At 70.9% G+C, this 26184-nt stretch carries 25 protein-coding genes; 11 read left to right on the top strand and 14 right to left on the bottom strand.

Annotated elements, in window-relative coordinates; all coding sequences use genetic code 11:
* Positions 1-4: 4 nt before the first annotated feature.
* Together OHU89_RS42035 and OHU89_RS42030 are read right to left on the bottom strand one after the other, a co-directional pair.
* Positions 5-820 (bottom strand): lysophospholipid acyltransferase family protein, encoded by an 816-nt coding sequence (locus OHU89_RS42035; RefSeq protein WP_405650419.1) that lies wholly within the window; start codon positions 818-820, stop codon positions 5-7.
* Positions 820-1587, bottom strand: coding sequence for a GNAT family N-acetyltransferase (locus OHU89_RS42030; RefSeq protein ID WP_405650417.1), 768 nt, complete (start codon positions 1585-1587; stop codon positions 820-822). The genes OHU89_RS42035 and OHU89_RS42030 overlap by 1 nt, the downstream gene beginning before the upstream one ends.
* Positions 1588-1861: 274 nt before the next feature.
* Between OHU89_RS42030 and OHU89_RS42025 the strand changes: the two genes are divergently transcribed.
* The gene (locus tag OHU89_RS42025; RefSeq protein WP_405650415.1) at positions 1862-3850 is read left to right on the top strand and encodes a HEAT repeat domain-containing protein; all 1989 of its coding nucleotides are present in this window, start codon (positions 1862-1864) and stop codon (positions 3848-3850) included.
* 77 nt (positions 3851-3927) lie between these two features.
* Here OHU89_RS42025 and OHU89_RS42020 read toward each other — a convergent pair whose 3' ends face one another.
* The 3 genes from OHU89_RS42020 to OHU89_RS42010 are packed head-to-tail and all read right to left on the bottom strand — an operon-like array spanning position 3928 to position 7297.
* Positions 3928-4677 carry a succinate dehydrogenase/fumarate reductase iron-sulfur subunit gene (locus OHU89_RS42020; protein WP_405650414.1) on the bottom strand — a complete coding sequence of 250 codons (750 nt, stop codon included), beginning with the start codon at positions 4675-4677 and terminating at the stop codon, positions 3928-3930.
* Positions 4674-6623, bottom strand: a complete 1950-nt coding sequence (locus OHU89_RS42015) for a fumarate reductase/succinate dehydrogenase flavoprotein subunit (RefSeq protein ID WP_405650412.1) — start codon at positions 6621-6623, stop codon at positions 4674-4676. The genes OHU89_RS42020 and OHU89_RS42015 overlap by 4 nt, the downstream gene beginning before the upstream one ends.
* Before the next feature lie 2 nt (positions 6624-6625).
* Positions 6626-7297: a succinate dehydrogenase gene (locus tag OHU89_RS42010; protein WP_266899165.1), complete on the bottom strand. Its 672-nt coding sequence runs from the start codon at positions 7295-7297 to the stop codon at positions 6626-6628.
* A gap of 120 nt (positions 7298-7417) precedes the next feature.
* Between OHU89_RS42010 and OHU89_RS42005 the strand changes: the two genes are divergently transcribed.
* Together OHU89_RS42005 and OHU89_RS42000 are read left to right on the top strand one after the other, a co-directional pair.
* Positions 7418-8302 carry a LysR family transcriptional regulator gene (locus OHU89_RS42005; protein WP_405650411.1) on the top strand — a complete coding sequence of 295 codons (885 nt, stop codon included), beginning with the start codon at positions 7418-7420 and terminating at the stop codon, positions 8300-8302.
* A gap of 13 nt (positions 8303-8315) precedes the next feature.
* The gene (locus OHU89_RS42000) at positions 8316-9041 is read left to right on the top strand and encodes a hypothetical protein (protein WP_405650409.1); all 726 of its coding nucleotides are present in this window, start codon (positions 8316-8318) and stop codon (positions 9039-9041) included.
* 39 nt (positions 9042-9080) lie between these two features.
* Here OHU89_RS42000 and OHU89_RS41995 read toward each other — a convergent pair whose 3' ends face one another.
* The 4 genes from OHU89_RS41995 to OHU89_RS41980 all read right to left on the bottom strand — a co-directional run bounded on the left by OHU89_RS41995 (position 9081) and on the right by OHU89_RS41980 (position 13944).
* Positions 9081-11216: a putative bifunctional diguanylate cyclase/phosphodiesterase gene (locus tag OHU89_RS41995; protein WP_405650407.1), complete on the bottom strand. Its 2136-nt coding sequence runs from the start codon at positions 11214-11216 to the stop codon at positions 9081-9083.
* Positions 11213-12034, bottom strand: a complete 822-nt coding sequence (locus OHU89_RS41990; RefSeq protein WP_405650405.1) for an SAM-dependent methyltransferase — start codon at positions 12032-12034, stop codon at positions 11213-11215. Before OHU89_RS41990 ends, OHU89_RS41995 begins: the two co-directional genes overlap by 4 nt.
* A 302-nt stretch (positions 12035-12336) precedes the next feature.
* Positions 12337-13332 (bottom strand): SCO0930 family lipoprotein, encoded by a 996-nt coding sequence (locus OHU89_RS41985; RefSeq protein WP_405650403.1) that lies wholly within the window; start codon positions 13330-13332, stop codon positions 12337-12339.
* Positions 13333-13554: 222 nt separating this feature from the next.
* A complete protein-coding gene (locus tag OHU89_RS41980; RefSeq protein WP_405650401.1) occupies positions 13555-13944 on the bottom strand; it encodes a hypothetical protein in 390 nt (129 codons plus the stop codon).
* Positions 13945-14020: 76 nt separating this feature from the next.
* Here OHU89_RS41980 and OHU89_RS41975 point away from each other — a divergent pair, with 76 nt between their 5' ends.
* The 3 genes from OHU89_RS41975 (at position 14021) to OHU89_RS41965 (ending at position 15654) form a co-directional block, all read left to right on the top strand.
* On the top strand, positions 14021-14149 hold the full coding sequence (locus OHU89_RS41975; protein ID WP_266885122.1) for a hypothetical protein: 129 nt from the start codon (positions 14021-14023) through the stop codon (positions 14147-14149).
* Positions 14150-14165: 16 nt separating this feature from the next.
* On the top strand, positions 14166-14930 hold the full coding sequence (locus tag OHU89_RS41970; RefSeq protein WP_405650400.1) for a DUF4239 domain-containing protein: 765 nt from the start codon (positions 14166-14168) through the stop codon (positions 14928-14930).
* 199 nt (positions 14931-15129) lie between these two features.
* Entirely contained in the window at positions 15130-15654 is a 525-nt protein-coding gene (locus OHU89_RS41965) for a hypothetical protein (protein WP_405650399.1), read from the top strand.
* A gap of 94 nt (positions 15655-15748) precedes the next feature.
* Here OHU89_RS41965 and OHU89_RS41960 read toward each other — a convergent pair whose 3' ends face one another.
* Positions 15749-16261 (bottom strand): hypothetical protein, encoded by a 513-nt coding sequence (locus OHU89_RS41960; RefSeq protein WP_405650398.1) that lies wholly within the window; start codon positions 16259-16261, stop codon positions 15749-15751.
* 331 nt (positions 16262-16592) lie between these two features.
* Here OHU89_RS41960 and OHU89_RS41955 point away from each other — a divergent pair, with 331 nt between their 5' ends.
* Entirely contained in the window at positions 16593-17261 is a 669-nt protein-coding gene (locus tag OHU89_RS41955) for a class F sortase (RefSeq protein ID WP_405650397.1), read from the top strand.
* A gap of 30 nt (positions 17262-17291) precedes the next feature.
* Here OHU89_RS41955 and OHU89_RS41950 read toward each other — a convergent pair whose 3' ends face one another.
* Positions 17292-18140, bottom strand: a complete 849-nt coding sequence (locus OHU89_RS41950; RefSeq protein WP_405650395.1) for a polysaccharide deacetylase family protein — start codon at positions 18138-18140, stop codon at positions 17292-17294.
* Positions 18141-18229: 89 nt separating this feature from the next.
* Positions 18230-21502, bottom strand: coding sequence for a bifunctional lysylphosphatidylglycerol synthetase/lysine--tRNA ligase LysX (gene lysX / locus OHU89_RS41945; RefSeq protein WP_405650393.1), 3273 nt, complete (start codon positions 21500-21502; stop codon positions 18230-18232).
* Positions 21503-21590: 88 nt separating this feature from the next.
* Between lysX and OHU89_RS41940 the strand changes: the two genes are divergently transcribed.
* Entirely contained in the window at positions 21591-22052 is a 462-nt protein-coding gene (locus OHU89_RS41940) for a universal stress protein (RefSeq protein WP_266885137.1), read from the top strand.
* A gap of 6 nt (positions 22053-22058) precedes the next feature.
* On the opposite strand, the gene OHU89_RS41935 is transcribed toward OHU89_RS41940, so the two are convergent.
* Positions 22059-22877, bottom strand: a complete 819-nt coding sequence (locus OHU89_RS41935) for an alpha/beta fold hydrolase (RefSeq protein ID WP_405650391.1) — start codon at positions 22875-22877, stop codon at positions 22059-22061.
* A 57-nt stretch (positions 22878-22934) separates the two neighbouring features.
* On the opposite strand from OHU89_RS41935, the gene OHU89_RS41930 reads away from it, so the two are divergent.
* Positions 22935-23408: a MarR family winged helix-turn-helix transcriptional regulator gene (locus OHU89_RS41930; RefSeq protein ID WP_405650389.1), complete on the top strand. Its 474-nt coding sequence runs from the start codon at positions 22935-22937 to the stop codon at positions 23406-23408.
* 21 nt (positions 23409-23429) lie between these two features.
* Here OHU89_RS41930 and OHU89_RS41925 read toward each other — a convergent pair whose 3' ends face one another.
* Positions 23430-24587, bottom strand: a complete 1158-nt coding sequence (locus OHU89_RS41925; RefSeq protein ID WP_405650387.1) for a CapA family protein — start codon at positions 24585-24587, stop codon at positions 23430-23432.
* A gap of 203 nt (positions 24588-24790) precedes the next feature.
* Between OHU89_RS41925 and OHU89_RS41920 the strand changes: the two genes are divergently transcribed.
* Both OHU89_RS41920 and OHU89_RS41915 read left to right on the top strand, forming a co-directional pair.
* Entirely contained in the window at positions 24791-25336 is a 546-nt protein-coding gene (locus OHU89_RS41920) for a sigma-70 family RNA polymerase sigma factor (protein WP_266899167.1), read from the top strand.
* A gap of 135 nt (positions 25337-25471) precedes the next feature.
* Positions 25472-25987 carry a hypothetical protein gene (locus OHU89_RS41915; protein WP_266885145.1) on the top strand — a complete coding sequence of 172 codons (516 nt, stop codon included), beginning with the start codon at positions 25472-25474 and terminating at the stop codon, positions 25985-25987.
* Positions 25988-26184: the final 197 nt, after the last annotated feature.

Here is a 26184-nt window from a genome sequence, read left to right as displayed (position 1 = left end):
GCCATCACATCACCTGTGCGACCAGCGCCGAGTGGATCCAGCCGGGTCGGTGCGACGTCGCGGGCTGGGCGGCCAGCGCGAGGGAGCGGCGGTCGGCGTGGCTGCCGGGCGGGATGACGTCCCGTACCTCCACCTCGGCCACCAGCCCCCGCGCCGACACCACCCGCCACACCGAGGCGAGCAGGGTGTCCTCGCCGACGAAGGCGGGCGCGGTGCTGGCCATGCCGCCGTCGAGCCGGTAGCGCAGCCGCACCGGCTGGACGGGGACCCCGGCGTCCAGGGCGGCCTGGAAGACGGCCCGGCGGAAGGTGCCCTGGGCGCGGCCGCACCAGGTGCTGCCCTCGGGGAAGACCGCGACCGCCTGCCCGCCGCGGAGCCCCTGTGCGATCCGGGCGACCGTGTCCGGGAGGGCGCGCAGCCGGTCCCGCTCGATGAACAGCGCTGCCCGGGCCACCACCGCGCCCGCCACCGGCCACTGTCGGATCTCGGTCTTGGCGACCATCCGGGCCGGGCGCACGGCGGCGAGCAGCGGGATGTCCAGCCAGGAGATGTGGTTGGCGACCAGGAGCAGTCCGCCGGTGGGCGCGGCGGCGCCGGTGACCCGGACCCGGACCCCCGCGGCCCGTACGATCCACCGGCACCACCGCCTCACGGACTCGGCGGGGATCAGCCCGCCGAGCGGCGACAGCACGACCCCGGCGAGCACCAGGACCAGAACCGCCGCCAGACGCAGCACGGCGCGCGGTACCGCCGTGCCGGACCCCGTCGGCTCCACACACGCCCCGGGGGTGCAGGGCGCGCTGGGCAGCCAGACGCTCATCAGGCCGGTACGAGGGAGAGGAAGTGCCGCAGATAGCGCGGGTTGACCCGGCGCATCGACAGCAGCACGTACAGGTCGGCGACCCCGAAGTCCGGGTCGTGGGCGGGCTTCCCGCAGACCCAGGCGCCGAGGCGGAGGTAGCCGCGCAGCAGGGCGGGCAGCTCACCGCGGCCGGCGGCGGGCTGTCCCGGGACCCAGGGCAGCAGCGGGCGTACGCGGTACTCCTCCGGCGCCAGGTGCTTGTCCCGCACCCGCTCCCAGGTCGCCGACGCCAGCGCACCGCCGTCCGCGAGCGGGATCGAGCAGCAGCCGGCCAGCCACTCGTGGCCGCGGTCGAGCATGTAGCGGGCGATACCGGCCCAGATGAGCCCGATGACGGCACCGTCCCGGTGGTCGGGGTGCACGCAGGAGCGGCCGACCTCGACGAGGCCGGGACGGAGGGCGTCGATGCGGGACAGGTCGAACTCGCTCTCCGAGTACAGCCGTCCGGCCACCGCGGCCCGCTCCGGCGGCAGCAGTCGATAGGTGCCGACGACCTGGCCGGTGAGGGTGTCGGTGACGAGCAGGTGGTCGCAGTAGGCGTCGAAGGGATCGATGTCGTGGCCCGGCTGCGGGGAGGACAGCAGGGCGCCCATCTCCCCGGCGAACACGTCGTGGCGCAGCCGCTGGGCGGCGCGTACGTCGGACTCGTCACGGGCGAGGGTGACGGTGTAGCGGGTGGGAGCGGCGGAGAGGGGCGGGGAGTCGAGAGCGGATACGGCGGTCATGGCTCACTCCAGGTCACGGGCCGGTTCGGGGACGGCACCCGGTGGGCCGGTTGATCCGGCCCGCACCCTCTGTTCTTCCTACGCCGATTGGCGTGTACGTGACCGGTTCCGGGAGCGCTGATGTGGGGAGGTTGAACGGCTCGGGCCGGATGTCCGGGGTGCCGGGCTCCGTCGACGGGCCGGTGTCGGACAGATGGCCGGCAGGAGGCAACCCCCGGACCCGGAGGACCGTCTCCCTTCTGGAGCTGATCACCGGGAACGGAGGCGCACGCGCGTGGGGGAACTGTCGGTACAGGTGCTGGAGGAGTTGCCCTGGGAGCGGCTGACGTCGATGTATCCCGGCGTGTCGATCCAGGAGGCTCGCCGGGTGCTGCTCCATCTCCTGCGCAGCGGTCCGGCGTCGACGGAGGACGACTGCTGGCCGCTGTTCTCCGCGCTCGCGCAACAGGAGCTCGGTGTCGGCTCGGCGGCCACGGCCACCCTGCCGTTCGTCGTCGCGCTCGCCGCCGACCCCGGCACGGGCGCCCGCGCCACGCTCGTCGAGCTGCTGGACAGCCTGGCCTCGTGTGCGAAGCACTGCGCGCCGCACCTGGTGGACCCGGGCTGGCCGGAAGCCTGGGAACAGGAGCGCGCCACGATCCAGTCCCTGCTCTCCGACCCGGATCCGACGGTGCGACGGCTGGCCGTGCCCCTCGCGGACGGCTCCGCTCGGCTGCTGGAGCGGTGGCGGGCCGAGCCGGATCTGTCGGTACGACTGCCCGTGCTGTTCATGCTGGGACGGCTCCCCGAGGACACCGAGGTCCGCGCGGTCCTGGCCGAGGCGCTCGGCGACGACGACCCCGTCGTACGGCTCGCGGCCGTGCACGCCGCCTCGGAGACGGACCCCGGGATCGCGCTGCGGGAACGGGAGCAACTGCTGGCGGCCCTCGTCGACCCCTCCGTTCGGTCACGCCGGGAGGCCGTCTGGTACAGGCCGGACGTGGAGTACCCGTACACCCGCGAGGATGTCGCCTTCTGGACAGCCGTCCTGTTCGAGGACATGCCCGCCGAGGCGACCGCGTTCCTGGCCCGGCTGGCGGCGACGGCTGACCCTGGCGAGGACACCGACCTGCTGCGGGCCGTGCTGAACCACTCCTGGCAGCTGCTGACCCGTCGGCGGTCCGTCGAACCCGCGCTGATCCCGCTCGCCGCCGGTCTCCTGGACCACCCCGACCCCGCCGTGCGCTATCGGGCCGTCCATCTCCTCGCCGCTCTCGGATCCGGGGCCGCCGCACACGCCGACCGGCTGGCCGCACTGCTCGACGACCCCGGCGAGGACGAGTTCCTGGAGGGCTCCGTCGGCGAGCAGGCCCGCTGGGCGCTGGCCCGGATGGACGACGCGAGGGCGCTGCCGGGCCTGGTCGAGGGACTGTGTGCGACATGGCGCGGGCGCCAGGGCCGGGGCTATGTCATCAGCGACCCGCGCAGCCCCGACCTCGCGGACGTCCTGGGCCCGCTCCAGGCGCACGCGGGCACTCTGCTGCCGGCGCTGCGGGAGGAGCTGCGGCGGGAACTGGCCGACCCCGACCTGCCCGGCTCGGTGCCGGCCGACCTCCTGGCGACGCTCAAGGCCTGGGGACCGGTCGCGTTGCCCGCGCTGCCGGAGGTCACGGCCTACCTGGCGGACCGCTTCCGCTGGCACGACGCCGCCGAGGCACTGGCGGCGATGGGCCCTGCGGCCGTCTCCGCCGCGCCCGCGATACGCGAGCGGATGGCCCTCGAACCACCGGAGAACCGCCGCTGGCTGCACTGGGTCCTCTGGCGCGTCGGCGGCGCGGACCCGGCCGAGGCGCTCCGGGCGCTCGGGGAGACCCTGCCGAAGCCGGGAGAGCCGCCGTATTTCCCGTTCTCTCAGCTCGCCGACTTCGGCCGCCGGGCCGCACCGTACGCCGACGAGCTGCGGCGCATTCTGGCGGAGGCCGAGGACGTCTTCGGGGTGGACGTGGCCGCGGCCCTGTGGACGGTGACGGAGGAACCCGAGCCCGCCCGCCCGCTCCTGGAGGAGCAGGTTCTCGCGTTCGCCTCGGGCGGCCACGAGCTCTACGGACTGTTCCACTCCGCGTTGCGGACGCTGATCCGCTTCCGCGCGATCGGCCCGACGGTACGGGACGCCCTGCGGGCCCTGCGCGACCAGGACCGTCGCATCTCGGCGTACGGCGACTATCGCGCGATCCTCCAGGACGAGGAGTTCCGCGAGCTGATCGACGAGGCGCTGGCCGTGTGAACTTGGCGGGACCGGGGATGAGCACCACGCCCGGTCCCGCCCGTCCGCACTGGACGGCGAACGGTCGGTGAGGGGCGCTACCGCTTCGCCACCTTGCGTGTGGCCCGCAACCACTCCTTGTTCATGCCGGTGATGGAGACGAGCGGGATGCCCTTGGGGCAGGCGGTCGCGCATTCGCCGGTCAACGTGCAGCCTCCGAAGCCCTCTTCGTCCATCTGCGCCACCATGTCCAGCACCCGGGTTTCCCGCTCGGGGGAGCCCTGCGGCAGCACGTTGAGATGGTTGACCTTGGCCGAGGTGAAGAGCATCGCGGCCCCGTTGGGGCAGGCGGCGACGCAGGCTCCGCAGCCGATGCACTCCGCGTGCTCGAACGCGAAGTCCGCATCCGGCTTCGGGACCGGCGTGGCGTGGGCTTCCGGTGCGGCGCCGGTGGGTGCGGTGATGTAGCCGCCGGCCTGGATGATCCGGTCGAAGGCGGTGCGGTCCACGACCAGGTCCTTGATCACCGGGAACGCCGACGCCCGCCACGGCTCGATGTCGATCGTGTCGCCGTCCTTGAAGGACCGCATGTGCAACTGACACGTCGTGGTGCGCTCCGGGCCGTGCGCGTCGCCGTTGATGACCAGCGAGCAGGCGCCGCAGATCCCCTCACGGCAGTCGTGGTCGAAGGCGACCGGGTCCCCGCCCCTGAGAATCAGCTCCTCGTTGAGGGTGTCGAGCATCTCCAGGAACGACATGTCCGAGGAGATGCCGTCCACCTCGTAGGTGGACATGGCGCCGTCGGCGTCGGCGTTCTTCTGCCGCCAGACGCGCAGGGTGAGCTTCATGCGTAGCTCCGCTGAGTGGGATGAACGTACTCGAAGACCAGGTCTTCCTTGTGCAGAACAGGGGCGTCACCGGTCCCGGTGAACTCCCACGCGGCCGCGTAGGCGAACTCCTCGTCCCGGCGGGCCGCCTCCCCCTCCGGGGTCTGGGACTCCTCACGGAAGTGACCGCCGCAGGACTCGGCGCGGTGCAGCGCGTCCAGGCACATCAGTTCGGCGAGTTCCAGGTAGTCGACGACGCGATTCGCCTTCTCCAGCGACTGGTTGAACTCCTCGCCGGTGCCGGGGACCTTGATGCGGCGCCAGAACTCCTCGCGGATCTGCGGAATGCGCTCCAGGGCCTTGCGCAGACCGGAGTCGGTGCGGGCCATGCCGCAGAACTCCCACATCAGTTCGCCGACTTCGCGGTGGAAGGAGTCGGGGGTGCGGTCGCCGTCCACGGACAGCAGGAGGTTCAGCCGGTCCTCGGTCTCCGCCAACACCTCCTGCACCACGGGGTGTTCGGTGGTGACCGCGTCCTGGTGGGGGTTGCGGGCGAGGTAGTCGTTGATGGTGGCCGGCAGGACGAAGTACCCGTCCGCCAGACCCTGCATCAGCGCGGAGGCGCCGAGCCGGTTCGCGCCGTGGTCGGAGAAGTTGGCCTCGCCGATCGCGAACAGCCCGGGGATGGTGGTCTGGAGGTCGTAGTCGACCCACAGCCCGCCCATCGTGTAGTGCACGGCGGGGTAGATCCGCATCGGCACCGCATACGGATCCTCGTCGGTGATCCGCTGGTACATGTCGAAGAGGTTGCCGTATTTGGCCTCGACGGCCTTGCGCCCCATCCGCGCGATGGCATCGGCGAAGTCGAGATAGACGCCCTGGCCCCCGGGGCCCACTCCCCTGCCCTCGTCGCAGACGTTCTTGGCGGCGCGGGAGGCGATGTCCCGCGGGACGAGGTTGCCGAAGGACGGGTAGATGCGCTCCAGGTAGTAGTCGCGCTCGTCCTCGGGGATCCGGTTCGCGGGACGGGTGTCACCCTTGGCCTTCGGCACCCAGATCCGGCCGTCGTTGCGCAGCGACTCGCTCATCAGCGTCAGCTTCGACTGGTGATCGCCGGTACGCGGAATACAGGTGGGGTGGATCTGCGTGAAACACGGGTCGGCGAAGTAGGCGCCGCGCCGGTGGGCCCGCCAGACGGCGGTGGCGTTGGAGTTCATGGCGTTGGTCGACAGATAGAAGACATTGCCGTAACCACCGGAAGCCAGCACGACGGCATCCGCGAAATAGGTGTCGATCTTCCCCGTCACGAGGTCCCGCGCGACGATCCCCCGCGCCTTCCCGTCAATGACGATCAGATCCAGCATCTCGGTGCGCGGGTGCATCTCGATGTTGCCGGCGGCGATCTGCCTGCTGAGCGCCTGGTACGCGCCCAGCAGCAACTGCTGGCCCGTCTGCCCCCGCGCATAGAAGGTCCGCGACACCTGCACACCACCGAACGACCGCGTGTCCAGCAGACCGCCGTACTCCCGCGCGAACGGCACACCCTGCGCAACGCACTGGTCGATGATCTCGACCGAGATCTGGGCAAGCCGGTGCACATTCGACTCCCGCGCCCGGAAGTCCCCGCCCTTGACGGTGTCGTAGAACAGCCGATGAATCGAGTCACCGTCATTGCGGTAATTCTTCGCCGCGTTGATACCGCCCTGCGCGGCGATCGAATGCGCCCGCCGAGGCGAATCCTGATAACAGAACTGCACGACGTTGTAGCCCTGTTCGGCAAGCGTGGCACCCGCGGAACCACCCGCAAGACCGGTACCGACGACAATGACCGTGTGCTTGCGCCGGTTGGCGGGGTTGACCAGTTTGGCCTCGAAGCGGCGCTTGTCCCAGCGCTCGTTGACGGGTCCGGCAGGGGCCTTGCCGTCGACGACCGGCTCACCGGTCTCATAGTCCACGAAGGTAGTCATGTTCAGCTCACCACTCCGGTCATCACGCCCACGGGCACGGCGAGGAAGCCGACCGTGAGCAGCAGCGCGAGGATGTCGGCCGTGGCCTTGAGGGCTCGGTCACGGGTGCGGCTGCCGGCGCCCAGGGTCTGCGCGGCGCTCCAGAAGCCGTGCCGGATGTGCAGGCCCAGGGCCAGTACCGCCAGGATGTAGATGACGTTGCCGTACCAGGTGGAGAAGGTGTCCACGACGTTCTGGTACGGCCGCCCCTCCTGGAAGCCGCCCGAGTGCACGGTGCCGGTCGTCAGGTCCAGCAGGTGCCAGACGATGAACAGGCCGAGGATGATCCCGCCCCAGCGCATGGTCCGCGTCGCGTAGCCGGCCCGCGGCTTCTTGTGCACGTACTTCGTCGGGCGCGCCTTGATGTCGCGGCGGCTGAGCTGGTACGCCGAGGTCGCGTGGGCGATCACCGCGACCACCAGCACCACCCGGATCAGCCACAGCGTCCACTCGTAGTGCATGAAGGGCTCGCCGAGCGTGCGCAGCCAGTGCGCGTAGTGGTTGAACTCGCCCGGCCCGAAGAAGATCTTCAGGTTGCCGATCATGTGGACGACCAGGTACATCAGCATGATCAGCCCGCTGACCGCCATGACGGTCTTCTTGCCGACGGAGCTGTCCCACACCGTGCGTGCCATGGACGGTCGTCGGTCCGTCCGCGTTGCCAGAGCCATGGCTCAAGACGCTAGGGCCCAGAAGCCTGATCGGTCCAAGACATGGTCCGGCTTGATTCGATAGTCAGCGGCTATCGTACGAGGATGCAGTTCCAGCAGCTCCAGTACTTCGTGGCGGTCGCGGAGACCCGGCACTTCACCCGGGCCGCCGACCTCGTCCACGTCGCGCAGCCGTCCCTGTCCCAGCAGATCAAGGCGTTGGAGCGGGAGCTCGGGGCGGACCTGTTCCTGCGGGCCCGGGGCAACATCACGCTCACCGACGCGGGCGAGGCTCTGCTGCCGCTGGCCCGGCGGATCCTCGCCGACGCGGACACGGCCCGGCACGAGGTGCAGGAGCTGGTGCAGCTGCGCAGCGGCCGGGTGCGCCTCGGAGCGACGCCGAGCCTGTGCACGGGTCTGCTGCCGGACGTGCTGCGCGCCTTCCATGACCGCTATCCCGGCATCCGCCTGATGATCGAGGAGGGCGGCTCGCACGATCTCGTACGAGAACTGGCCCGCGGCGCCCTCGACCTCGCGCTGGTCGTCCTCCCGCTGCCGACACCCTCACCGGCCCTGACGACGGTGGAGCTGCTGCGGGAGGACCTGGTCGTGGTGTCGTCCCCGGAGGCGCCCAAGCCGGGCGACGGCCGGCGCGCCGTACGCATCGCCGACCTGGAGGGCGAGCGTCTGGTGATGTTCCGGCACGGCTACGACCTGCGTGAACTGACGGTCGCCGCATGCCGCGCCGAGGGCTTCGAGCCCGACTTCGCGGTGGAGGGCGGCGAGATGGACGCGGTCCTGGGCTTCGTCCGGGCGGGGCTGGGCGTGGCGGTCGTACCGCGCATGGTGGCCGCGCGCTCGGGGCGGGGGCTACGGGTCACACCGCTGGCCCGGCCGGGGCTGCACCGGACCATCGCGCTGGCCCACCGCAGCGACGTGGCCCCGCCTCGGGCGGCGCGGGAGTTGCAGCGTATGTTGCTGGAACGCTGAGACGGAGGGGCCGTTGGATCCGAGTTTCCGGCCGGGTGATGTGCTGCGTGTGAGCTGCCCGGCCACTCCGGCCACGGTGGCGTGCGTCACCAGGTACGACATCTCCCTGAACTGGCCCTGGTGGCAGCGGGACCCCGACTGCGGGATCCACTGGACCGGCGGGGTGGTCCTGCCCTTCAGCACCACGCCCGGCAGCCGCTCCCTCTTCCGTACCGATCCGTCGCCGGACCGGCTCACCGCCGGCGACACCTGCACGGTCGGGATCCCCTCGACCGTCGTGCACGTCATCCGGGTCGACCGCTTCGACCCGCCGCTGGAGACGGGATGGCTGCCCCGCCCCACCGTGGCGGTGACGGTCCTGGAGGCCGGGGTGGCCCGCGACCCGGAACCGGGGGAGTTCGACGAGCAGGGCGAGGAGTTCCACCCCGAGGACGACATCCCCTTCGTCCTCGAACTCCTGCTGCGCCCCTACGCGTTCCTCGAACCCGGCGACGAGATCGCGGACGCGGCGGGGCGGGCCTGGCGCTTCGACGGGCCGTGGGAGTGGCGGCCCTTCGACGGGGCGGAGCCGGGCACCCCCGTGTGGCCGTTGACCCTGCTCGCCCGGGACGGCGGCCCGCTCGCGCCGGACGCGCCGGATCCGGTCGCGCGGGCCACCGCGACCGGCTCGCATGCGGCCGAGGCGGCGCGGTGGCAGGCGCTGGCGCGGGTGCGGCCGGCCGGTGTCGCGGGGCCGTGACGGCTCACCCCGTCCCGCGCCGCCGTACGACCGTGAGGTTCAGCCCGTCGCGTCCACCAGCGCCAGCTCGTGCAGCCGCTCCGGCGGACCCGGCCGGGCGTAGTACCAGCCCTGGGCCGTGTCGCAGCCCAGTATCCGCAGCTGTTCGGCCTGGGCGCCCGTCTCCACGCCCTCGACCGTGACCGCGAGGTCGAGGCTGTGGGCGAGGGAGACGATCCCCTCGACGATCTTGAGGTCGACGGGGTCCGCCGGGAACTGCTGCATGCTCTGGGTGAAGGAGCGGTCCAGTTTGAGGATGCTCACCGGGAGGCGGCGCAGGTTGGCGAGGTTGGAGTAGCCGGTGCCGAAGTCGTCCAGGGCGATGTCGACGCCCATCTCGGCCAGCCGGCGCAGCGGCTTCAGCAGGTCGTCGTCGGCGCCGATCAGCGCCGACTCCGTGACCTCCAGGCACAGCGCGTCCGGCTCCACACCCGCGCGCTCCAGGATGTCCACCGTGTCCTGCACCAGGCCGGGGTGGGTGAGCTGGCACGGCGACAGATTGACGTTGATGCGGAGCGGACCGGCTTCCTCGTGACGCTCTCGCCATGCGCGGGCCTGGCGGACCGACTGCTCCAGGACCCAGCGGCCCAACGGGACGATCAGGCCGGTGTGTTCGGCGAGCGGGATGAAGCGGTCCGGGCCCAGGACGCCGTGTTGCGGATGCAGCCAGCGCACCAGCGCCTCCGCGCCGCGCACGCTGCCGTCGCCGAGGTGCACCAGCGGCTGGTACTCGATGAAGAACTCGCCGCGCTCCAGGGCCGTCGGCAGAGCCGTGGTCAGACCGTGGCGGGTGATCGCGCGGGCGTCCGCCTCCGCGTCGGCGAGCTCGAAGCGGTTGCCGCCCGACGCCTTGGCCCGGTACATCGTGATGTCCGCGCTGCGCAGCACCTCCGCCGCGCTGCGCTCCCCCGCCGGGCCCTCGACGATGCCGATGCTGCCGCGCACGGTCAGTTCACGGCCGTCGACGCTGATCGGGGCGAGCAGCGCGTTCATGATCCGCGAGGCCAGCTCGTCGACCTCGCGCTCGGTGTCGGTGCCCGTCGTCAGCGCGACGAACTCGTCACCGCCCAGACGGGCGACCATCTCGCCGGGCGCGGTCGTGCAGGACTGCAGCCGGTCGGCGACCTCGACGAGCAGCCGGTCGCCGGCCGCGTGGCCGAGGCTGTCGTTGATGGTCTTGAAGCCGTCCAGGTCGAGGTAGCACAGGCCGAAGCGCTGGCCCGCGCCGGCGCCCAGCGCCTTCTCCAGCCGTTCGAAGAAGAACGTCCGGTTCGGCAGGCCGGTGAGCGCGTCGTGCGTGGCCTCGTAGCGCAGCCGGAGGTTGAGCAGCCGGCGCTCGGTGGTGTCCTCCATCAGCGCGAGCTGGTACTGCGGATTGCCGTCCGCGTCACGGAGCAGGGAGACGGTCAGGTTGGTCCACAGGACCGTTCCGTCAGGGCGGGAGAACGCCTTCTCCAGGTGGTAGTGCTCGCGCTCACCGCGGACGAGTTCGTCGTAGAGGGTCCATGTCTGGGGCGCGTCCTCGGGGTGCGTCCACTCCATGACGTTGCGGCCGCGCATCAACTGCTCGTTGATGCCGAACATGCGCAGCAGCGCCTCGTTGACCTGGAGGATGTTGCCCTCCAGGTCGGCCATGCCGATGCCTATGGCGGCGCCCTCGAAGACCGCGCGGAAGCGGGCCTCGCTCGCGTGCAGCGCCTGCGCCACCACGCCCTGCGCCTTCAACGCGGCCGCCGAGATGGCCTCCTGCTCGGCCAGGGTCCGCTCGCGCAGCGCCGAGGCGAACCCGGCGGCCATGGCGTGCTGCAGCCGCGAGGCGCGCACCCGCAGGTCCTCCTGGTCGCCCTCGCCGCCGCAGTACAGCACGAGGTAGGCGTCGACGCAGTCCAGCGTCCGGCTGAGCGCCTCCGGGTCGGTGCAGTGCACCGTGACGAGCGCGGCGCCGAGCGCGCGGCCCTCGTTCGCGTCGAAGGTCCTCGCCCGCAGTGCCTCGCTCAACCGGCGGGCCAACGGCAGGAGTTGTTCCTCGAACTCGGGCCGGGTCGAGGACGTCGTGGTCACCGGGAAGACGGCCCGGCTCCAGATCGTCGCGAACCGGCGCAGTCTGCCCTCCGGCCCGTCCGGCTCGGCGATCACGCGGTACGCCCCACGCCGGCGAAACCGGAGAAGGACCAGGGATCCTCGTCGTCGGGGTCCCAGGTCTCCGACTCCGGCCGCCAGTGCGGCATCGGCACCAGTCCCGGTTCCACCATGTCGTACCCCTCGAAGAACCGCGCGATGTCCTCGCGCGACCGCATGATCAGCGGGTTGCGGATGTCCTTGTACACGTCGACCGTGCCGGCGGCCCGCTCGGCCGGCAGCGGGATTCCCGCGTAGGACGCGTGAGTGAGCACCAGCAGACTGCCGGGCGCGAGCGCGTCACGCAGCTCGGCCACCGCACTGTACGGGTCGTCCTCGTCTTCCACGAAGTGCAGTATGGCAACGAGAAGCAGGGCCACCGGCCGGTTCAGGTCGATCAGTTGCTGTACTTCGGCGCTCGCGAGGATCTCCTGGGGCTTGCGGAGGTCCGCGGCGACGACGCCCGTGTCCGCGTTGTCCCTCAGGACGGCCTCGCTGTGGGCGACCGCCACCGGGTCGTGGTCGACGTAGACGACCCGGGCGCCGGGGCTGGCGGACTGGGCCACCTCGTGGACGCTGCCGAAGGTCGGGATGCCCGAACCGATGTCCAGGAACTGGGTGATGCCCTGGTCCGCCGCGAAGCGCACCGCGCGGCGCATGAACGCCCGGTTCGCCTGCATGATCTTGGGGAGTCCCGGCATGAACTCCATCGCCTTGCGGGCCGCCTCGCGGTCGACCTCGAAGTTGTGCGAACCGCCCAGGTAGAAGTCGTAGATCCGCGAAACGCTAGGCACCGAGATGTCGATGCTCCGTGGGGCCCAGGCGGGACGCTCCATCTATCTCTCCAAGGCGTAGGCGATCCGGTGTTCGAGCTGAGGCTACTGATCGCCTGCCAAAGGAGCGAGCGGAACCGGAAATTGACCGTCCGTTCCCGGTCACTGCCTGCGGCACGTGCCTGGTTGACCATGCCCAAGTCCCGCTGAAACAAGGCAAAACGGCCCGCCCCCTGCGTGCGGTGCGCAGGGGGCGGGCCGGTGGACCGCGCGCGGTGCGTGCTGTCCGGACTCCGCTGTCGCCTCGAACCTCCCTTCCGCGGTTCGGTTCTGACGGGTGGGGCTGTTCGGCCCGGGGAGATGACCTACTTCTTGATCGCCTTGCCGTCGGGTGCCACGGCGTACCACGTGCCGCCGACGCCCTGACCGTTGGTGTCGCCGGGCTTCTTGTCACCGGCGAAGGTGTAGATCGGCACACAGTCGATGGTCTGCTGCTTCAGTCCGTCGGGCCGGTCGAAGACCACGTAGCCCTGCCCCGTGGGACCGGACCCCTTCAGATCGATGCCCTTGGTGTCCTCGGCGTCGACCGGTGCGATGACCGGCCACTTCTCCAGGCACGCGCCGGTGCACGCCGTCTTCATCGGCCAGGGCGAGTCCTTCAGGAAGCGGTAGACCGTGTGGCCGTTCTTGTCGACGACGATCTCGCCGAGCTCCGGGTCGTTGCGCGTGGACAGCCCGGGCAGGTCGGCCGCCTCGGCGCCGCCCTCGCCCCCGCCTCCGCCACCGGCCTTCTTGCCGTCGGAAGCCAGCGCGTACCACTTGCCGCCCACACCCTGACCGTTGACGTCCCCGGCGTTGACGTCCTTCACATAGCGGTACGCCGGCCAGCCGCCGACCGTCAGCTGCTTGCTGCCGTCGGAGCGGGTGACCTCGCCGAGCAGCGACTTGTCGATGCCGTCGCCGGCCGTGGCGTCGTCCGCGGGCACGGGCGGCCAGGTCGTCGCGCAGTCGCCGTCACAGCTGGACTTCGGCGGTTCGGCGGTGTCCGTGTCGAAGCGGTAGAGGGTCAGGCCGCCGCTGTCCGTCAGCACCTTGCCGAGCTCGGGATTGGTGACGACGGCCAGCTTGCCCGCAGAAGTGGCCGGGGCCGCCGCGGAAGCGGAAGCCGAGGGGCTTGCGCCGCCGTTGCCCAGGCCGGACCCGATGCCGGTGCCCGCGCTGCCGTAGCCACCGGCCGCGGCCGTCGCGCCGACGTTCTGGCTGCTCGCGGACGGCGCTGCTTCCTGGCCGCACGCCGTCGTCAGCGCCAGCACCGCCGCAGCGCTCGCCACGAGCGATGCACTCCGCCAGGAGGTCTTCATCGTCAACTCCCCAAATTCGTACGGGTGTTGCAGCGCCCTTTTGCGCCGCCGCACGGCCATGAGTACGGACGGAAGTGGCGGTTGTGTTCAGCAGAGGCACATTTTTCTTTTGGGAGCCTGTGACGCGGGCCGCTCACTCGTTCGGGGCAATCCATCGGTACCCGGGAGCGGGGCAGCGCGTTCTGGGTTCATGATCTCCGTCGTGCAGCGACCCGAATCGACTCAATACGCCCCGACCATACGGGTGTTGTTGCTCTTGACACTGACATGGCTGGCCGTGGGCGTCCCGGCGAACACGGCGGCGGCCGATGCCTGCGCGTCCGCCTCGACCGGACCGGACGGAATCAAGGCGGTGGCGGTCGCCGGAAGCCTCACCTGGCCGACGCCCCCGTCGTGCCCGACGCCTTCGCCGAGCCCCAAGCCCACCCCGACGCCCACGCCGGTCCCGACATGCCCACCCGAGCCGTCACCGACGCCATCCCCACCCCCGCCCTCGAAGCCGAAGCCCACACCGTCACCGACACCCACGCCCACGCCGCCCCCGCCACCGGCGCCGCCCGCCCCACGGCCGGCGGCACCCCAGCCACAGCCGACACCCACCCCTACCCCCACACCCACACCAAGCCCGACCCCGACTCCGACCCCCACACCGCCGGCCGAGCCGGCCCCGGCCCCCACCGCGGCCCCCGTGCACTATCCCGCCTACAAAGCCCGAGCACCCCGGCAAGCCCCCCGCAGCGGCACCTCGCCGCTCACCTTCGTCCTGCTCATCACGGTGCCCGCGCTGGTCGCCGTCGCCGCGCTGCGTCCGCGCTGATCCCTGGAGGCATCCCTTGCCGGAATGGCTTGTTCTCACCCTCGCGATGCTGGCCGCCTGTGGCGTGGTGGTCATCATCTCCGTCGTCCGCCACAACGCGGCGGCCCAGGACGAGGACCCCAGCGAGACCCCGGACGTCATCGAGTACATGACGATGTGGATCGGTGTGGTGTACGCCATCGTCCTGGGCCTGGCCATCGCGGGCGTCTGGGAGGGGCGCAGCGCCGCCCAGGACCACGTCCAGGCGGAGGCCGTGGCCCTGCACGAGATCTCGGAGCGCGTGCGGGTCTACCCGGCCGACGCCCGTGACCGTATTCGGGACGATGTCAACGCCTATGTCGGACACGTGGTGAACACCGAGTGGAAGGCGATGGCCGACAACGGCAAGGCCACCCAGCGGGGCGCCGACCTCCTCGAGCAGATCCGCCACGACGTCACCGACTACGAGCCGAAGACGGACTTCCAGGCCCAGGCCTACCAGCCGCTCGTCGACCAGGTGGCAGCGGCCGACCAGGCGCGTACCGCCCGTATCAACTCGATGGGGGCGACGATGCCGGGCGTGGTGTGGTTCGGGCTGATCGGCGGGGCCGTCGTCACCATCGGCATGGTCCTGGCCCTGCAGATCCGGCGTACGGCGCGCGAGCTGATCCTCGCCGGGATCTTCTCCGCGCTGATCGCCTTCCTGCTCTTCCTGATCTGGGACTTCGACGCGCCCTACAGCCGGGGCATCACGGCGTCGGCGGAACCGTTCCTGAACCTCTTCCCGGACGCCAGGTCCTGACGCGCCCTCACCCCACCAGCCACCGGGGGACGGCCGCCACGCCGTCGCCGTCCCCCGACCGGCCCACATCTGTGCCCCATTCGCCCGACAGCGTTCGCGCACATGTGCGTACCTTCCTAGCGTTCCGATCATCGAGGTGCATTTCTGGCGCAAGCGGAAAAGGTCCGCTGCTGCTCCTCGGGGACCCGGAGGATTCACCATGCGCGCGATACGCGTAGCTTCGGCCGCTCTGCTGGGCGTCAGTGCCCTCGCCCTCGCCGCACCGGCCGCCGTCGCCCAGGGCGACAACATCACGCCGTTCGGCTTCAGCGTCCTGCCCTCGACCGTCGCGGCGGGCGGCCAGGTCACTCTGCAACTGGACCGGGACAAGGGCGGCTGCGTCGGGTCCGCGACGGTCAGCTCGGGGGTGTTCGACACGATCTCCATCCCGGGCAACCGCTCGTCCGCTACGGCGGTGGTCGACTGGGACGCCAAACCGGGCGCCACGTACAAGGTGACGTTCTCCTGCGACGGCGTCAGCGGTTCGACGCAGCTGACCATCGCCACCGGCCGCACGAACCCCACGCCCTACCCGTACACCAACCAGGGTGTGCACGCCGGTGAGGGCGGCACGGTCGCCGGGTTCGACCTGAAGGAGATCGGACTCGGTGCCGCGCTCATCGTGGGCTCGGTCGGGGCGGCGTACTACTTCTCGCGCCGCCGCACCGGCGAGGACGGCGCCTGACCGCTCCCCCGGACAGGCCTTCGCCCCGGATCCCTTCCCAGGGTCCGGGGCGAAGGCCTGTGCACGTGCGCGCAGCTGTGTCCGAAGGGGGAGATCAGATGCGCTTCTCCGAGCGGCGGCGCATCCAGAACACCCCACCGCCGACGGCGGCCGCGGCCACGAGTCCGCCGCCGATGGCCATGTCGGTCGGGGTCGCCCCGTTCGAGCTGCTGCCGCCGAGGCCGCCGCGGACACCGCCGATGACGGTGAAGGCGTCGTCCCTGGTGAGGGGGTTGCGGCCGTTGGTGCAGTTGACCGTGATGGAGTACAGGCCCGGGTTGGCGGTCGAGCTGACGGTGGCGGTGCCCCTGGCCGGGTTGCCAGGGGTCAGGCTCACCGGAGCGGTGAACGCGGGCGAGGTGGCGGTGCCACCGTGGACGCAGTTGTCGACGGTGATCGTCAACTGGCCACCGCGGGCGATGACGCTGGGCAGGGCGACGATGTTGCTCGGGCTGACGGCGCTGCCCGAACCGCCCGGCATCCCGTCGCGCGCTACGGCGGCGGGGGCGGCGAGTCCGAGGGCGGCGACCGCGGCGACAGAGGCCGCCAGGGCACGGGTGGTACGCATGTGATCCTCCGCGGAAGACGCCCCGGGAACGGTCCCCGGTGGATCGGCGAGAAAGCGCCTCCCAGAACGACCCTCAGATGCCGTGCACGCGGGCGCATTTCGGCGATGGTCCGTACTGGTGAGAGGACACGCCGAGCGATGAGCGCACAATCGGATATTGCCGCAGGTCACGGACCGTCAGAAAATTCCTGCCGTCGGCAACTCGGATGGCGCACCCATGGCGAGGGGGCCACCCGTTCGCTTCTGTCGCGTCGCCGGTTACGTCCGCCGTACTTAGCGTTCTCGTATGCGCGAATGACGGGGCGACGGTCGCGTCGAGAGGGGTAGTCGAATGTCTGCGTCCGAGCTGGCCGAACTGGCCGAGGAGGAGGAGCGGCGGAAGAAGCGCGCTCCTTGGGGCGTGATAGCGCTTGTTCTGCTGACCGGCCTCGCTCTCATTCGGAACGGTTCGGGAGAGTTCGATGTGGGTCCGCCGCAGCCGGCGACCGCCGCTGCGGCGGACAGCCGTGTTCCCGGCACCTTCGCCGGATCGGCGACACCGCAGCCGTTCTCCGAGCCCGACCGCATCAGGATCCCGACGATCCAGGTCGACGCGCCGGTCATGCCCGTCGGGCTGGACGCCGACGGCTGGGTGGGCGCGCCCCCACCGGAGGACCCGAACCTGGCCGGCTGGTTCACCGGCGCCGTCTCTCCCGGTGAGAAGGGCACCGCCATCCTCGTGGGCCATGTCGACAACAAACTGGGCCCCGCCGTGTTCTACGGACTCGGGGCCCTGAAGAAGGGAAATCGCGTCGAGGTGCAGCGCAAGGACGGAAAGACGGCCGTGTTCGAGATCTACGGCATCGAGGTCTTCGAGAAGAACAACTTCCCGGGCGACCGCGTCTACGGCTCCAAGGGCACACCGGAATTGCGAGTCATCACCTGCGGCGGAGGTTTCTCCAAGCAGAACGGTTACGCGGGGAATGTCGTCACGTTCGCCCGCCTGGTCGAGGTCCGCTGAGCGTCCCCGACCGGGCGGGCCGATCCGGCGCTATGCGTAATGCCGTCTCGGGACGGTGATGTGATAGCCGGAGTCCAGGAGTTGCGGCAGATAGTCGCGCAGCGCCCGGACACTCTGGGAGCGGTCGCCCCCGGCGTCGTGCGAGAGCACCACGACACCGGGGGCGGCGCCGTTCTCGACCCGGCCGACGATGGTGCGGGCCGCGGGGGCGGTCCAGTCGAGGGTGTCCACGGTCCAGGCGAGGGGATCCATGCCGAGTTCCGCGCCGAGCTGGAAGGCGGCACGGTTCCAGGCACCGTAGGGCGCGCGGAACCATTGAGGGCGTTCGCCGTAAGCCTCCTCGATGACGTCGCAGGTGCGTTCCATCTCGGAGCGGATGCGACCCCGGCTCAACCGGGTGAGCAGGGGGTGGGACCAGGTGTGGTTGCCGACGACATGACCCTCGTCGGACATGCGGGTCAGCAGGTCCTTGTTGTCGACCGCCATCTCGCCGCACACGAAGAACATCGCGCGGACGTCGTACTCCGCCAGGGTGTCCAGGATGTCGGGGGTGTAGCGGGGATCGGGCCCGTCGTCGAAGGTCAGCACCATGGTGCGGCCGCGCCCGGACACCCGTAGCAGGGGCTCGTGGCGCACCAGGGTGCGGCGGGGGGCGGTGCGTGGTGGGCCGTAGCCGGTCAGGGGCTGGAGGCGGTAGGCGGACGGCTTGAGCGGGCGGCGCGCCGGGGGGCCCGCGGCGGGGAGCACGGGCCGCTTCGAGGTGTCGCCGGTGCCGGCCGCGAACAGTCCGGCCGTGCCGGCCGCGCCGACGGCGGCGGCGCCGACGAGCAGGGCCCGGCGTCGCGAGAGCAGCCGTGTGAGGAACTGATCCTTCGTCATGACTCATCAGTCGCCCCAACCATGGCCGACGCACCAGGACTACACCGGTGCGGCGGCAGGAAAGCACCCGCCCGGCCTATGACGGACCGTCAGCGGCGGCGCACCAGTGGGAACGGCAGCGTCTCCCGGATCGTCAGGCCGGTGAGGAACATGACGAGCCGGTCGACGCCGATGCCGAGGCCCCCGGTGGGCGGCATCGCGTACTCGAGGGCGTCGAGGAAGTCCTCGTCGAGTTCCATCGCCTCGGGGTCTCCCCCGGCGGCGAGCAGAGATTGGGCGGTGAGGCGGCGGCGTTGCTCCACGGGGTCGGTGAGCTCGGAGTAGGCGGTGCCGAGTTCGGTGCCGAAGGCGACGAGGTCCCAGCGCTCGGCGAGCCTCGGGTCCTCCCGGTGCTGGCGGGTGAGCGGGGAGACGTCGGTCGGGAAGTCCTTGTAGAAGGTAGGCAGTTGGGTCTTCTCCTCGACGAGCCGCTCGTACATCTCCAGGACGACGTCGCCGCGGCCGTCGTCGCCGGTGTACGGCACGCCCACGCGGTCGCAGTGCCGGTGCAGCCGCAGCAGCTCGGTGTCGGCGTCGATCTCCTCCCCCAGTGCCTCGGAGATGGCGCCGTAGACGGTCTTGACCGGCCAGTCACCGGAGATGTCGTACTCGGTTCCGTCCTTGCGGGCGATCGGCGAGCCGAAGGCGGCGGTGGCGGCGCCCTGGATGAGTTCGCGGGTGAGGTCGAGCATGACGTCGTAGTCGGCGAAGGCCTGGTAGGCCTCCAGCATCGTGAACTCGGGGTTGTGCTTGTAGGAGACGCCCTCGTTGCGGAAGGTGCGGCCCATCTCGAAGACCTTCTCCAGGCCGCCGACGCACAGCCGTTTCAGATACAGCTCGGGGGCGATGCGCAGATACAGGTCGAGGTCGTAGGCGTTGATGTGGGTGGTGAAGGGGCGGGCGTTGGCGCCGCCGTGGATCTGCTGGAGCATCGGGGTCTCGACCTCGAGGTAGCCGCGGCTCAACAGGCCCTGGCGCAGGGCCTGTACGGCGGTGGAGCGGGCGCGGACGACGTCGCGGGCGGCCGGGCTGGAGACGAGGTCGAGATAGCGCATGCGGACCTTGGCCTCGGGGTCGGTCAGGCCGCGGCGTTTGTCGGGGAGCGGGCGCAGGCACTTGCCGGTGAGCTGCCAGGAGGTGACGAAGACGGTGGGTTCGCCCTTGTCGCTGGCGCCGGCCGTGCCCGTCGCGGTGATGTGGTCGCCGATGTCGATGTCGGTGCGGAAGCCGTCGAGGCCGCCGCGGTCCCGGGTCAGGGCGAGTTGGTGGTCGCCGGACCAGTCCCGCAGGGTGACGAAGACGATGCCGCCGAGATCCCGCACCCGCATGACCCGGCCCGCGACGGTGACCTGTTCGCCCTCGCGGACCTCGGCGAGGGTGTGGGTGCGCTCCGGGATGCCGACGGGGTAGGGGTCGATGCCCTCGGCGCGCAGCCGGTCCAGCTTCTGGTGCCGGATGCGGGCCTGTTCGGGCAGGCCCGCATCCGGGCCGGCTGTCCCGGCCTCGTCCCCTCCGTCGAGGCCGAGCGCCGACAGCGACGGCAGGCCCTCGGTGGTGGCCGGCCGCGGCTGGGCCTTCGGGTGCCCCTTTCCCCAGAGTTTGCGCAGTGACGGTACGGAAACGAAGCCCTCGGCGATCCCGGAGGCGAGGCCGATGCGGGCGAGGGCGCCGGTCTCGCCGTAGCAGATGAAGCGCGGGTACCACTCGGGGTGGTACTTGGCGTTGGAGCGGTAGAGGGCCTCCAGCTGCCACCACTTGGAGAAGAACAGCAGCAGTCGGCGCCAGAGCCGGAGCACCGGTCCGGCGCCGATGCGGGCGCCCTCCTCGAAGACCGAGCGGAAGACGGCGAAGTTGAGGGAGATCCGGCGGACGCCCGACTTGGGTGCCACGGCGCACAGTTCGGCGACCATGAACTCCATGACGCCGTTGGGTGCGCTGCGGTCACGGCGCATCAGGTCCAGGGAGACGCCGTCGGTGCCCCAGGGCACGAAGGACAGCAGGGCGAGCAGGTTGCCGTCCTCGCCGAGGGCTTCCACGAGGAGACAGTCGCCGTCGGCGGGGTCGCCGAGGCGGTCCAGGGCCATGGAGAAGCCGCGTTCGGTCTCGGTGTCGCGCCAGGCGTCGGCCTTGTCGACGACCTCCTCCATCTCCGCGTCGGTGAGGGCGGCGTGGCGGCGGATGCGGCAGTGGGCGCCGGTGCGGCGGACCCGGTTCACGGCCTGCCGGGTGACCCGCATGTCGCGGCCGCCCAGGTCGAAGTCGGCCACGTTCAGGATCGCCTCGTCGCCGAGTTGGAGTGCGCCGAGTCCGGCGCGGGCGTAGGCCTTGGCGCCGTCCTCGGAGGCGCCCATCGCGGCGGGCGCCCAGGCGTGCCGACGGGCCGCGTCGAGCCAGGCGGCGATGGCGTGCGGCCAGGCCTCGCGGTCGCCCACGGGGTCGCCGCTGGCGAGACAGACGCCGGCCTCGACGCGGTAGGTGACGGCGGCCTTGCCGCTGGGCGAGAAGACGACGGCCTTGTCGCGCCGGGTGGCGAAGTAGCCGAGGGAGTCCTTCTCGCCGTAGGCCTTCAGCAGCGCCCTGATACGGGCCTCCTCGTCGCCGTGGAGGGAGGCCTCCATGCGCTGGGAGCGGAAGAGGGTGGCGGCGGCGTTGAGGAGGGCGAGGGCGCCGAACAGACCGAGGAGGAAGAACAGGGCGCGGGGCGGTGCGCCGTCGAAGGAGCGGCCGGAGACCAGGCCGCCGCAGACCCGGTTGGCGGCCCACAGCAGGTGCTGGCCGCGCGGCAGGGTGCCGGGGAAGAGCTCGACCAGGCCCCATCCGGCCAGGATGCCCAGGACGAGGCCGGCCAGCAGGACCAGGACCGCCCGTCGGACGGCGGCGCGGCGGGAGGCGCCGTAGAACTCCTGGCGGGCGACGACGAGCAGGGCCAGCGCGAGTCCGCACACGACGAGGGACGGAACGGAGTCGGCGTACAGGCCGACGACCACGCCCAGGGCGTCGACGAGGACGAGCAGGCCCAGGTAGACGACGACCAGCCACCAGGCGACCTTCTTGCGGGCGGCGGTGGCGCCGGCGAGCAGGAACAGGAAGACGGCGTAGGCGAGGTTGGCGCTGACCGGGACGATCAGCACGTCGAGGAGGCGGACGACGGGGCGGAGGAGTCTGCGCAGCGGCGGGATGAAGGCGAGCAGCAGGCACAGCAGTCCGAGGGCGCCGAAGAAGGCCGCGAAGGCTTCCGGCACCCTGCTGAGGAGGCCGCTGCCGGGCCGTCGGGTCGGGCCCGTGGTGTCCTTCGCCGGTACGGCCTCGACGGTGGCACTCATGTTCCGACTGTAGGAACAGCCGGGCCGTATCGCCCGTCGGGAGGCCCCGCTCGGCGGCGGGACCTGGGGATTCCGATAGCCTCCAGCCGTGACGGAACAGCACTCGCACCAGTTCGAGCGGGGCACGGACGGGCCGAAGGTCATCGTGGTCGGAGTGGACGGCTCCGACTCCTCCTTCCGAGCGGCGGCATACGCCGGCGGCCTGGCCCGCCGCCAGCACGCTCTCCTCGCGGTCGTGTACGTGCAGCCGGTGATGACGGCGGGCGCGGCGCTCGGGGCGCCGGTCGCGGAGACGACCGACGAGATCGCCGAGGATCTGGTCGCCCAGATCCGGGAGGCGACCGAGCGCACCAAGGGGATATTCGATGTGCGGTGGGAGTTCCACACGTTCCGTGGGGACCCCTACAGCGGCCTGGTGCGGGCCGCGGACGAACTCAAGGCGGACGCCGTGGTGGTGGGCGCCTCCGAACAGGCCGGTCACCGGATCGTCGGCTCGGTCGCGGTGCGACTGGTGAAGGCCGGACGGTGGCCGGTGACCGTGGTCCCGTAGACCCGTTCAGAGGGTGCGGAGGAAGTCGAGCAGGATCTCGTTGAACTGCTCGGGCTTCTCCATGTGCGGGTAGTGCCCGGCGCCCTCGATGGTCACGGAGCGGCCGTCGGGCACGGTGTGCGCGAGCCGGTCCGCCATGGCTATGGCGTCGGAGGCGTCGAGGGTTCCGTGCACGGCGAGCACCGGGACCTCGATCTTCGGGACCCGTGACCAGGGGTCGGCCAAGGGCGTGAGCCAGTCCGTCTCGCCGGCCGTGTGCTTGGAGATGGTGTGCGCCGCCATCTCCCGCAGCCGTCGCACGACGTCCGGGGCGACGTCGTCGACCGTGCGGTGCGGTCCGGCCGCGTTCCGTCCGAAGGCCTCGACCCAGCCGTCGAGGTCGCCCGCGGCCAGCATGCGGGCCGACTCGCCCGCGCGCTCCAGCGTCCACGGATCGGCGTACTCGAAGGCGCTGGTCCCGGCGCCGCAGACGACCACCGCTCGGACCAGCTCGGGGTACTCCAGCACGGTGTCCGTCACCACCGCCGAGCCCATGCACAGACCGACCAGGACCGCGGGCCCGGCGTCGAGGTGGCGCAGCAGACCACCGAGGTCGTCCGCCCAGCGGAACGGCTTGCTCGCGTTGGCGGAGAAGCCATGACCGCGCACGTCAGGTGCGACGACCCGGAAGCCGGCGGCGACCAACGCCGGTATCTGCTCGTCGAAGACACGGTGGTCGGCGTACCCCGAGTGCACCAGCACCACGAGGTCCCCGGTGCCCAGGTCGCGATAGGCGAGGTCGCCGTCGGCGGACGTGTAGTAGCTCAGTTCAGAAGCAACTGTCATGACAACCAAGGTGTCATCTTCTGGCGGCTTTGACAACCCAGGTGTCACAATGGCGGCGTGAACGACATCGACTCACCTCTCCCGCCCGACGAGCTCGGCCACCGCGTCAGCGAGGTGTTCGACCTGGTCGGCGCGCTCTACCGGCGCGGCCTGCGCAAGCTGGAACAGGGCGAGGAGGTCGAGGGGGTCTCCGTCGGGGTGCGTTCCCTGCTCGTCCTGCTGCACAGATACGGACCCATGACGGTGCCTCAGATGGGCCGGATCATGGCGCTGACCCGGCAGTTCGTGCAGCGGATGGCCAACGAGGCGATGGACCGAGGCTGGGCGGAGGCCACGCCCAACCCCGCGCACCAGCGGTCCTCGCTCATTCGCATCACGGGGGACGGCGAGGCCGTCATCACCGCGATCCTCGCGCGCGAGCACGCCCTGAACCGGCAGGTCGGCGGCGATCTGACCGAGGCCGAGCTCAAGGCGTGCGCGCGCGTGCTGAAGGAGATGCTGCGGACGTTCGACCACGTGGACGTGGACTGACCGCCGGTTTCTCCCCCCTCACTACTGCCCCATCGTCAGACCGTCCTGCGCCGCGCCCCGGCTCAGCACCACCTCCCGGATGCGGTCGCGCACGCCGGTCAGCTCGGCGCCCGCCGCGATCACCTCGTTGAGGTTCACCACCCGGCCGGCGTCGACGTCGAACAGCTGCGGGATGAACTCTGCCTTCCTCACCTCCCAGCGGCCGCCCGGCTTCACCGGCGCGACGAAGGTGAAGCGGCCGATGGTGGACTGGTTGCCGCGCGGATCCTGCGCGCCCTGGTGGTTGAACATCTCGCCGGCGACCTGGTCACCCATGCCGTAGACCACCCAGGTGCCGTTCACCTTCTCGTACGCCTGCGGGACATGGGCATGGGTGCCGAGGATCAGGTCGATGTCGGGGCGGCCGCCCGTACGGGCCGCGGTGAGGGAGCGCGCCAGCGTGAGCTGCCGGTCGTCGGGGGCGTCCTGCCATTCGGTGCCCCAGTGCACGGACACGACGACCACGTCGGCACCGGCCTGCCGGGCGGCGCGGGCATCGGCGAGGATCTTGCTCTCGTCGATGAGGTTGACGGCCCAGGGCTGCCCCTGCGGCAGGGGGTAGCCGTTGGTGTCATAGGTGTACGCGAGGTGGGCGACCTTCGCGGCGCCCGCGCGCAGGACCGTGACGGTCCGGGCCTCGGCCTCGGTGCGTGCGCTGCCGGCGTGCCGTACGCCCTGGCGGTCGAGGGCGTCGAGGGTGCGGCTGATGCCCTGGGCGCCGTCGTCGAGGCTGTGATTGGAGGCGGTGGAGCAGCCGTCGTAGCCGGTGGCGGCGAGGCCCTCGGCGACTTCGGGCGGGGATTTGAAGGCGGGGTATCCGGTGTAGTCGCCGTCGGCGCCGTAGACGGTCTCCATGTGGCACAGCGCCAGATCGGCGCGGGAGACCACCGGTTCGGCACCGGACAGCATCGGGCGGAAGTCGTAGCCGGTACCGCCCGCGTCGAAGCGGGCGCGGTCGATGATGGAGCTGTGCGGGAGGACGTCGCCGGAGGCGACGAGTGTGAAGCCGCGGGACCCGTCGGCGGACGGGGCCGGACGGCCGGGGCGTTCGGGAGGTTCGTGGTCCTGGGCCTGGCAGGCGGCGCCCGCGGCCAGGAGGGCCGTGAGGGCCAGGGCCACCTGTCGTCTGCGTGCAATCATCAGCTCACCCCACTGTGATCATATTTACGCACAAATAAGTACGAAGATGAGCACCGCCGCAAACTGTCCGGGCACGTTCATTCGCCCTATGGGCGATGCGGAGGGAACCGTTCGTCGTACCGTTCGTCGACGCGATCGACCGTCCGCCGCAGATCCGGGTACATGCCCTGTCCCTCACCCGCACGCTGCGATGCCATACGGCCATGACGGCCGGAACCACGCTCACGAACGGGACGACCGCCGAGCACGAGCTCGCCGCACTGCAGCGGGAGCACGGCCGGCCTCTCTTCGCACTACTGCTCCGGCTGTGCGACGGAGACCGGCAGCGCGCCGAGGACCTCGTCCAGGAGACCCTCGTACGGGCCTGGCAGCATCCCGAGGCACTGCGCGCCGACGACTTCGATTCCGTACGCCCCTGGCTGCTGACCGTGGGACGGCGGCTGGCGATAGACGCCCGGCGGGCCCGGCAGGCGCGTCCACCCGAGGTCGGGGACGCGATCCTGGAGAACGCGCGGGTCTGTGCCGATCACGCCGAGCGGGCGGCGGCGACCCTCGATGTGCGCGAGGCTGTGAAGACACTCACTCCGGAGCACCGTGAAGTCCTGGTGCTGGTGTATTTCCAGGGGGCGAGTGTGGCGGAGGCCGCGGCAACGCTCGGGATTCCGCCCGGTACCGTGAAGTCCCGCGCGTACTACGCGCTGCGTGCCCTGCGCCGGGTCCTTCCCGGATATGCGGCCGACCTGCGCTGAAACCCATGTTGCGGCAAAGCCTTCGCAAAGCGCCTTGCTGAGGACCATGGTTGAGTAATCGGCTGTCTTCATCCGTGTTCCGCACTGGGGCCCGGCAACGGGCGACGCGCACGCACCGGAGGAAGGCAGGAAGGGATGCTGCACAGAGGTCAAGAGAGCACGGACGGCGCCGGCGGCGGTGAACTCACCGTCCCCATGGCCTGGTTGTACGCCGAGTACATCGCCGACGAGCTGCTGCGGACCGGCGATCTGATGCCGCCGACGTCCTTCGAGTTCCGCGCCGGGCGCGACGCCCTGGCGCTGACCATCTTCCTGTCCGACACCGACGGCGAGCTGTCCGGCATCCGGGTCGTCTCCCAGCTGGAGACGTGGCTGTCACTGACGGCGTACGACCAGCCGTGGCAGGACTGGGTGCGCGAGCGGATGGCGGGGCTCGCGGCCGAGGCGATCGAATCCGGGGCTCCCGCACCCGACTTGGACCTGGCCGAGGCGGCCTGGCAATGGTTGGAGGAGACCGAACTCCTCGCCCCGGACCTCAACGCGGTGCCCGGTGGAGGTTCGGGCATCGGCGACGACGAGGGCCCGCAGGTGTGGACGAAGGCCTGGCAGCTCGGGCTGCCGCTCGGGCATCTCGCCATCCACCTGTTCTAAGCCATGCACAGCCTCGGGGTTCCGGCCGCGCACGGTGTCGCAGGGGACGGTCCCGGACTTTTTTCGAACGGGACCAATCCTCGTGTTTGGCCGCTCCGAATCCAATGGTTGCGATTCTGTGCGGGGCTTGAGTGATTCGACGGTCCGCTGCGTACGGGTGGGAGCAAGGAGTAACCCCACCCACACCCAACGGCACG

Source organism: Streptomyces sp. NBC_00019 (genome assembly GCF_045041015.1).
Taxonomy (GTDB): domain Bacteria; phylum Actinomycetota; class Actinomycetes; order Streptomycetales; family Streptomycetaceae; genus Streptomyces.
Note: the sequence above shows the minus strand (reverse complement) of the source record. Positions and strands in the feature narration are given on the sequence as shown.

What these genes read in the sequence shown, in the direction of transcription:
- OHU89_RS41990 (WP_405650405.1), bottom strand. Translation starts at nt 12,034, where the DNA reads ATGGAGCGTCCCGCCTGGGCCCCACGGAGCATCGACATCTCGGTGCCT.
- OHU89_RS42010 (WP_266899165.1), bottom strand. Translation starts at nt 7,297, where the DNA reads ATGGCACGCACGGTGTGGGACAGCTCCGTCGGCAAGAAGACCGTCATG.
- OHU89_RS41935 (WP_405650391.1), bottom strand. Translation starts at nt 22,877, where the DNA reads ATGACAGTTGCTTCTGAACTGAGCTACTACACGTCCGCCGACGGCGAC.
- OHU89_RS41920 (WP_266899167.1), top strand. Translation starts at nt 24,791, where the DNA reads ATGACGGCCGGAACCACGCTCACGAACGGGACGACCGCCGAGCACGAG.
- OHU89_RS41915 (WP_266885145.1), top strand. Translation starts at nt 25,472, where the DNA reads ATGCTGCACAGAGGTCAAGAGAGCACGGACGGCGCCGGCGGCGGTGAA.
- OHU89_RS41950 (WP_405650395.1), bottom strand. Translation starts at nt 18,140, where the DNA reads ATGACGAAGGATCAGTTCCTCACACGGCTGCTCTCGCGACGCCGGGCC.
- OHU89_RS41965 (WP_405650399.1), top strand. Translation starts at nt 15,130, where the DNA reads ATGCGCGCGATACGCGTAGCTTCGGCCGCTCTGCTGGGCGTCAGTGCC.
- OHU89_RS41925 (WP_405650387.1), bottom strand. Translation starts at nt 24,587, where the DNA reads ATGATTGCACGCAGACGACAGGTGGCCCTGGCCCTCACGGCCCTCCTG.
- OHU89_RS42020 (WP_405650414.1), bottom strand. Translation starts at nt 4,677, where the DNA reads ATGAAGCTCACCCTGCGCGTCTGGCGGCAGAAGAACGCCGACGCCGAC.
- OHU89_RS42035 (WP_405650419.1), bottom strand. Translation starts at nt 820, where the DNA reads ATGAGCGTCTGGCTGCCCAGCGCGCCCTGCACCCCCGGGGCGTGTGTG.
- OHU89_RS42030 (WP_405650417.1), bottom strand. Translation starts at nt 1,587, where the DNA reads ATGACCGCCGTATCCGCTCTCGACTCCCCGCCCCTCTCCGCCGCTCCC.
- OHU89_RS42005 (WP_405650411.1), top strand. Translation starts at nt 7,418, where the DNA reads ATGCAGTTCCAGCAGCTCCAGTACTTCGTGGCGGTCGCGGAGACCCGG.
- OHU89_RS41985 (WP_405650403.1), bottom strand. Translation starts at nt 13,332, where the DNA reads ATGAAGACCTCCTGGCGGAGTGCATCGCTCGTGGCGAGCGCTGCGGCG.
- lysX (WP_405650393.1), bottom strand. Translation starts at nt 21,502, where the DNA reads ATGAGTGCCACCGTCGAGGCCGTACCGGCGAAGGACACCACGGGCCCG.
- OHU89_RS42015 (WP_405650412.1), bottom strand. Translation starts at nt 6,623, where the DNA reads ATGACTACCTTCGTGGACTATGAGACCGGTGAGCCGGTCGTCGACGGC.
- OHU89_RS41955 (WP_405650397.1), top strand. Translation starts at nt 16,593, where the DNA reads ATGTCTGCGTCCGAGCTGGCCGAACTGGCCGAGGAGGAGGAGCGGCGG.
- OHU89_RS41960 (WP_405650398.1), bottom strand. Translation starts at nt 16,261, where the DNA reads ATGCGTACCACCCGTGCCCTGGCGGCCTCTGTCGCCGCGGTCGCCGCC.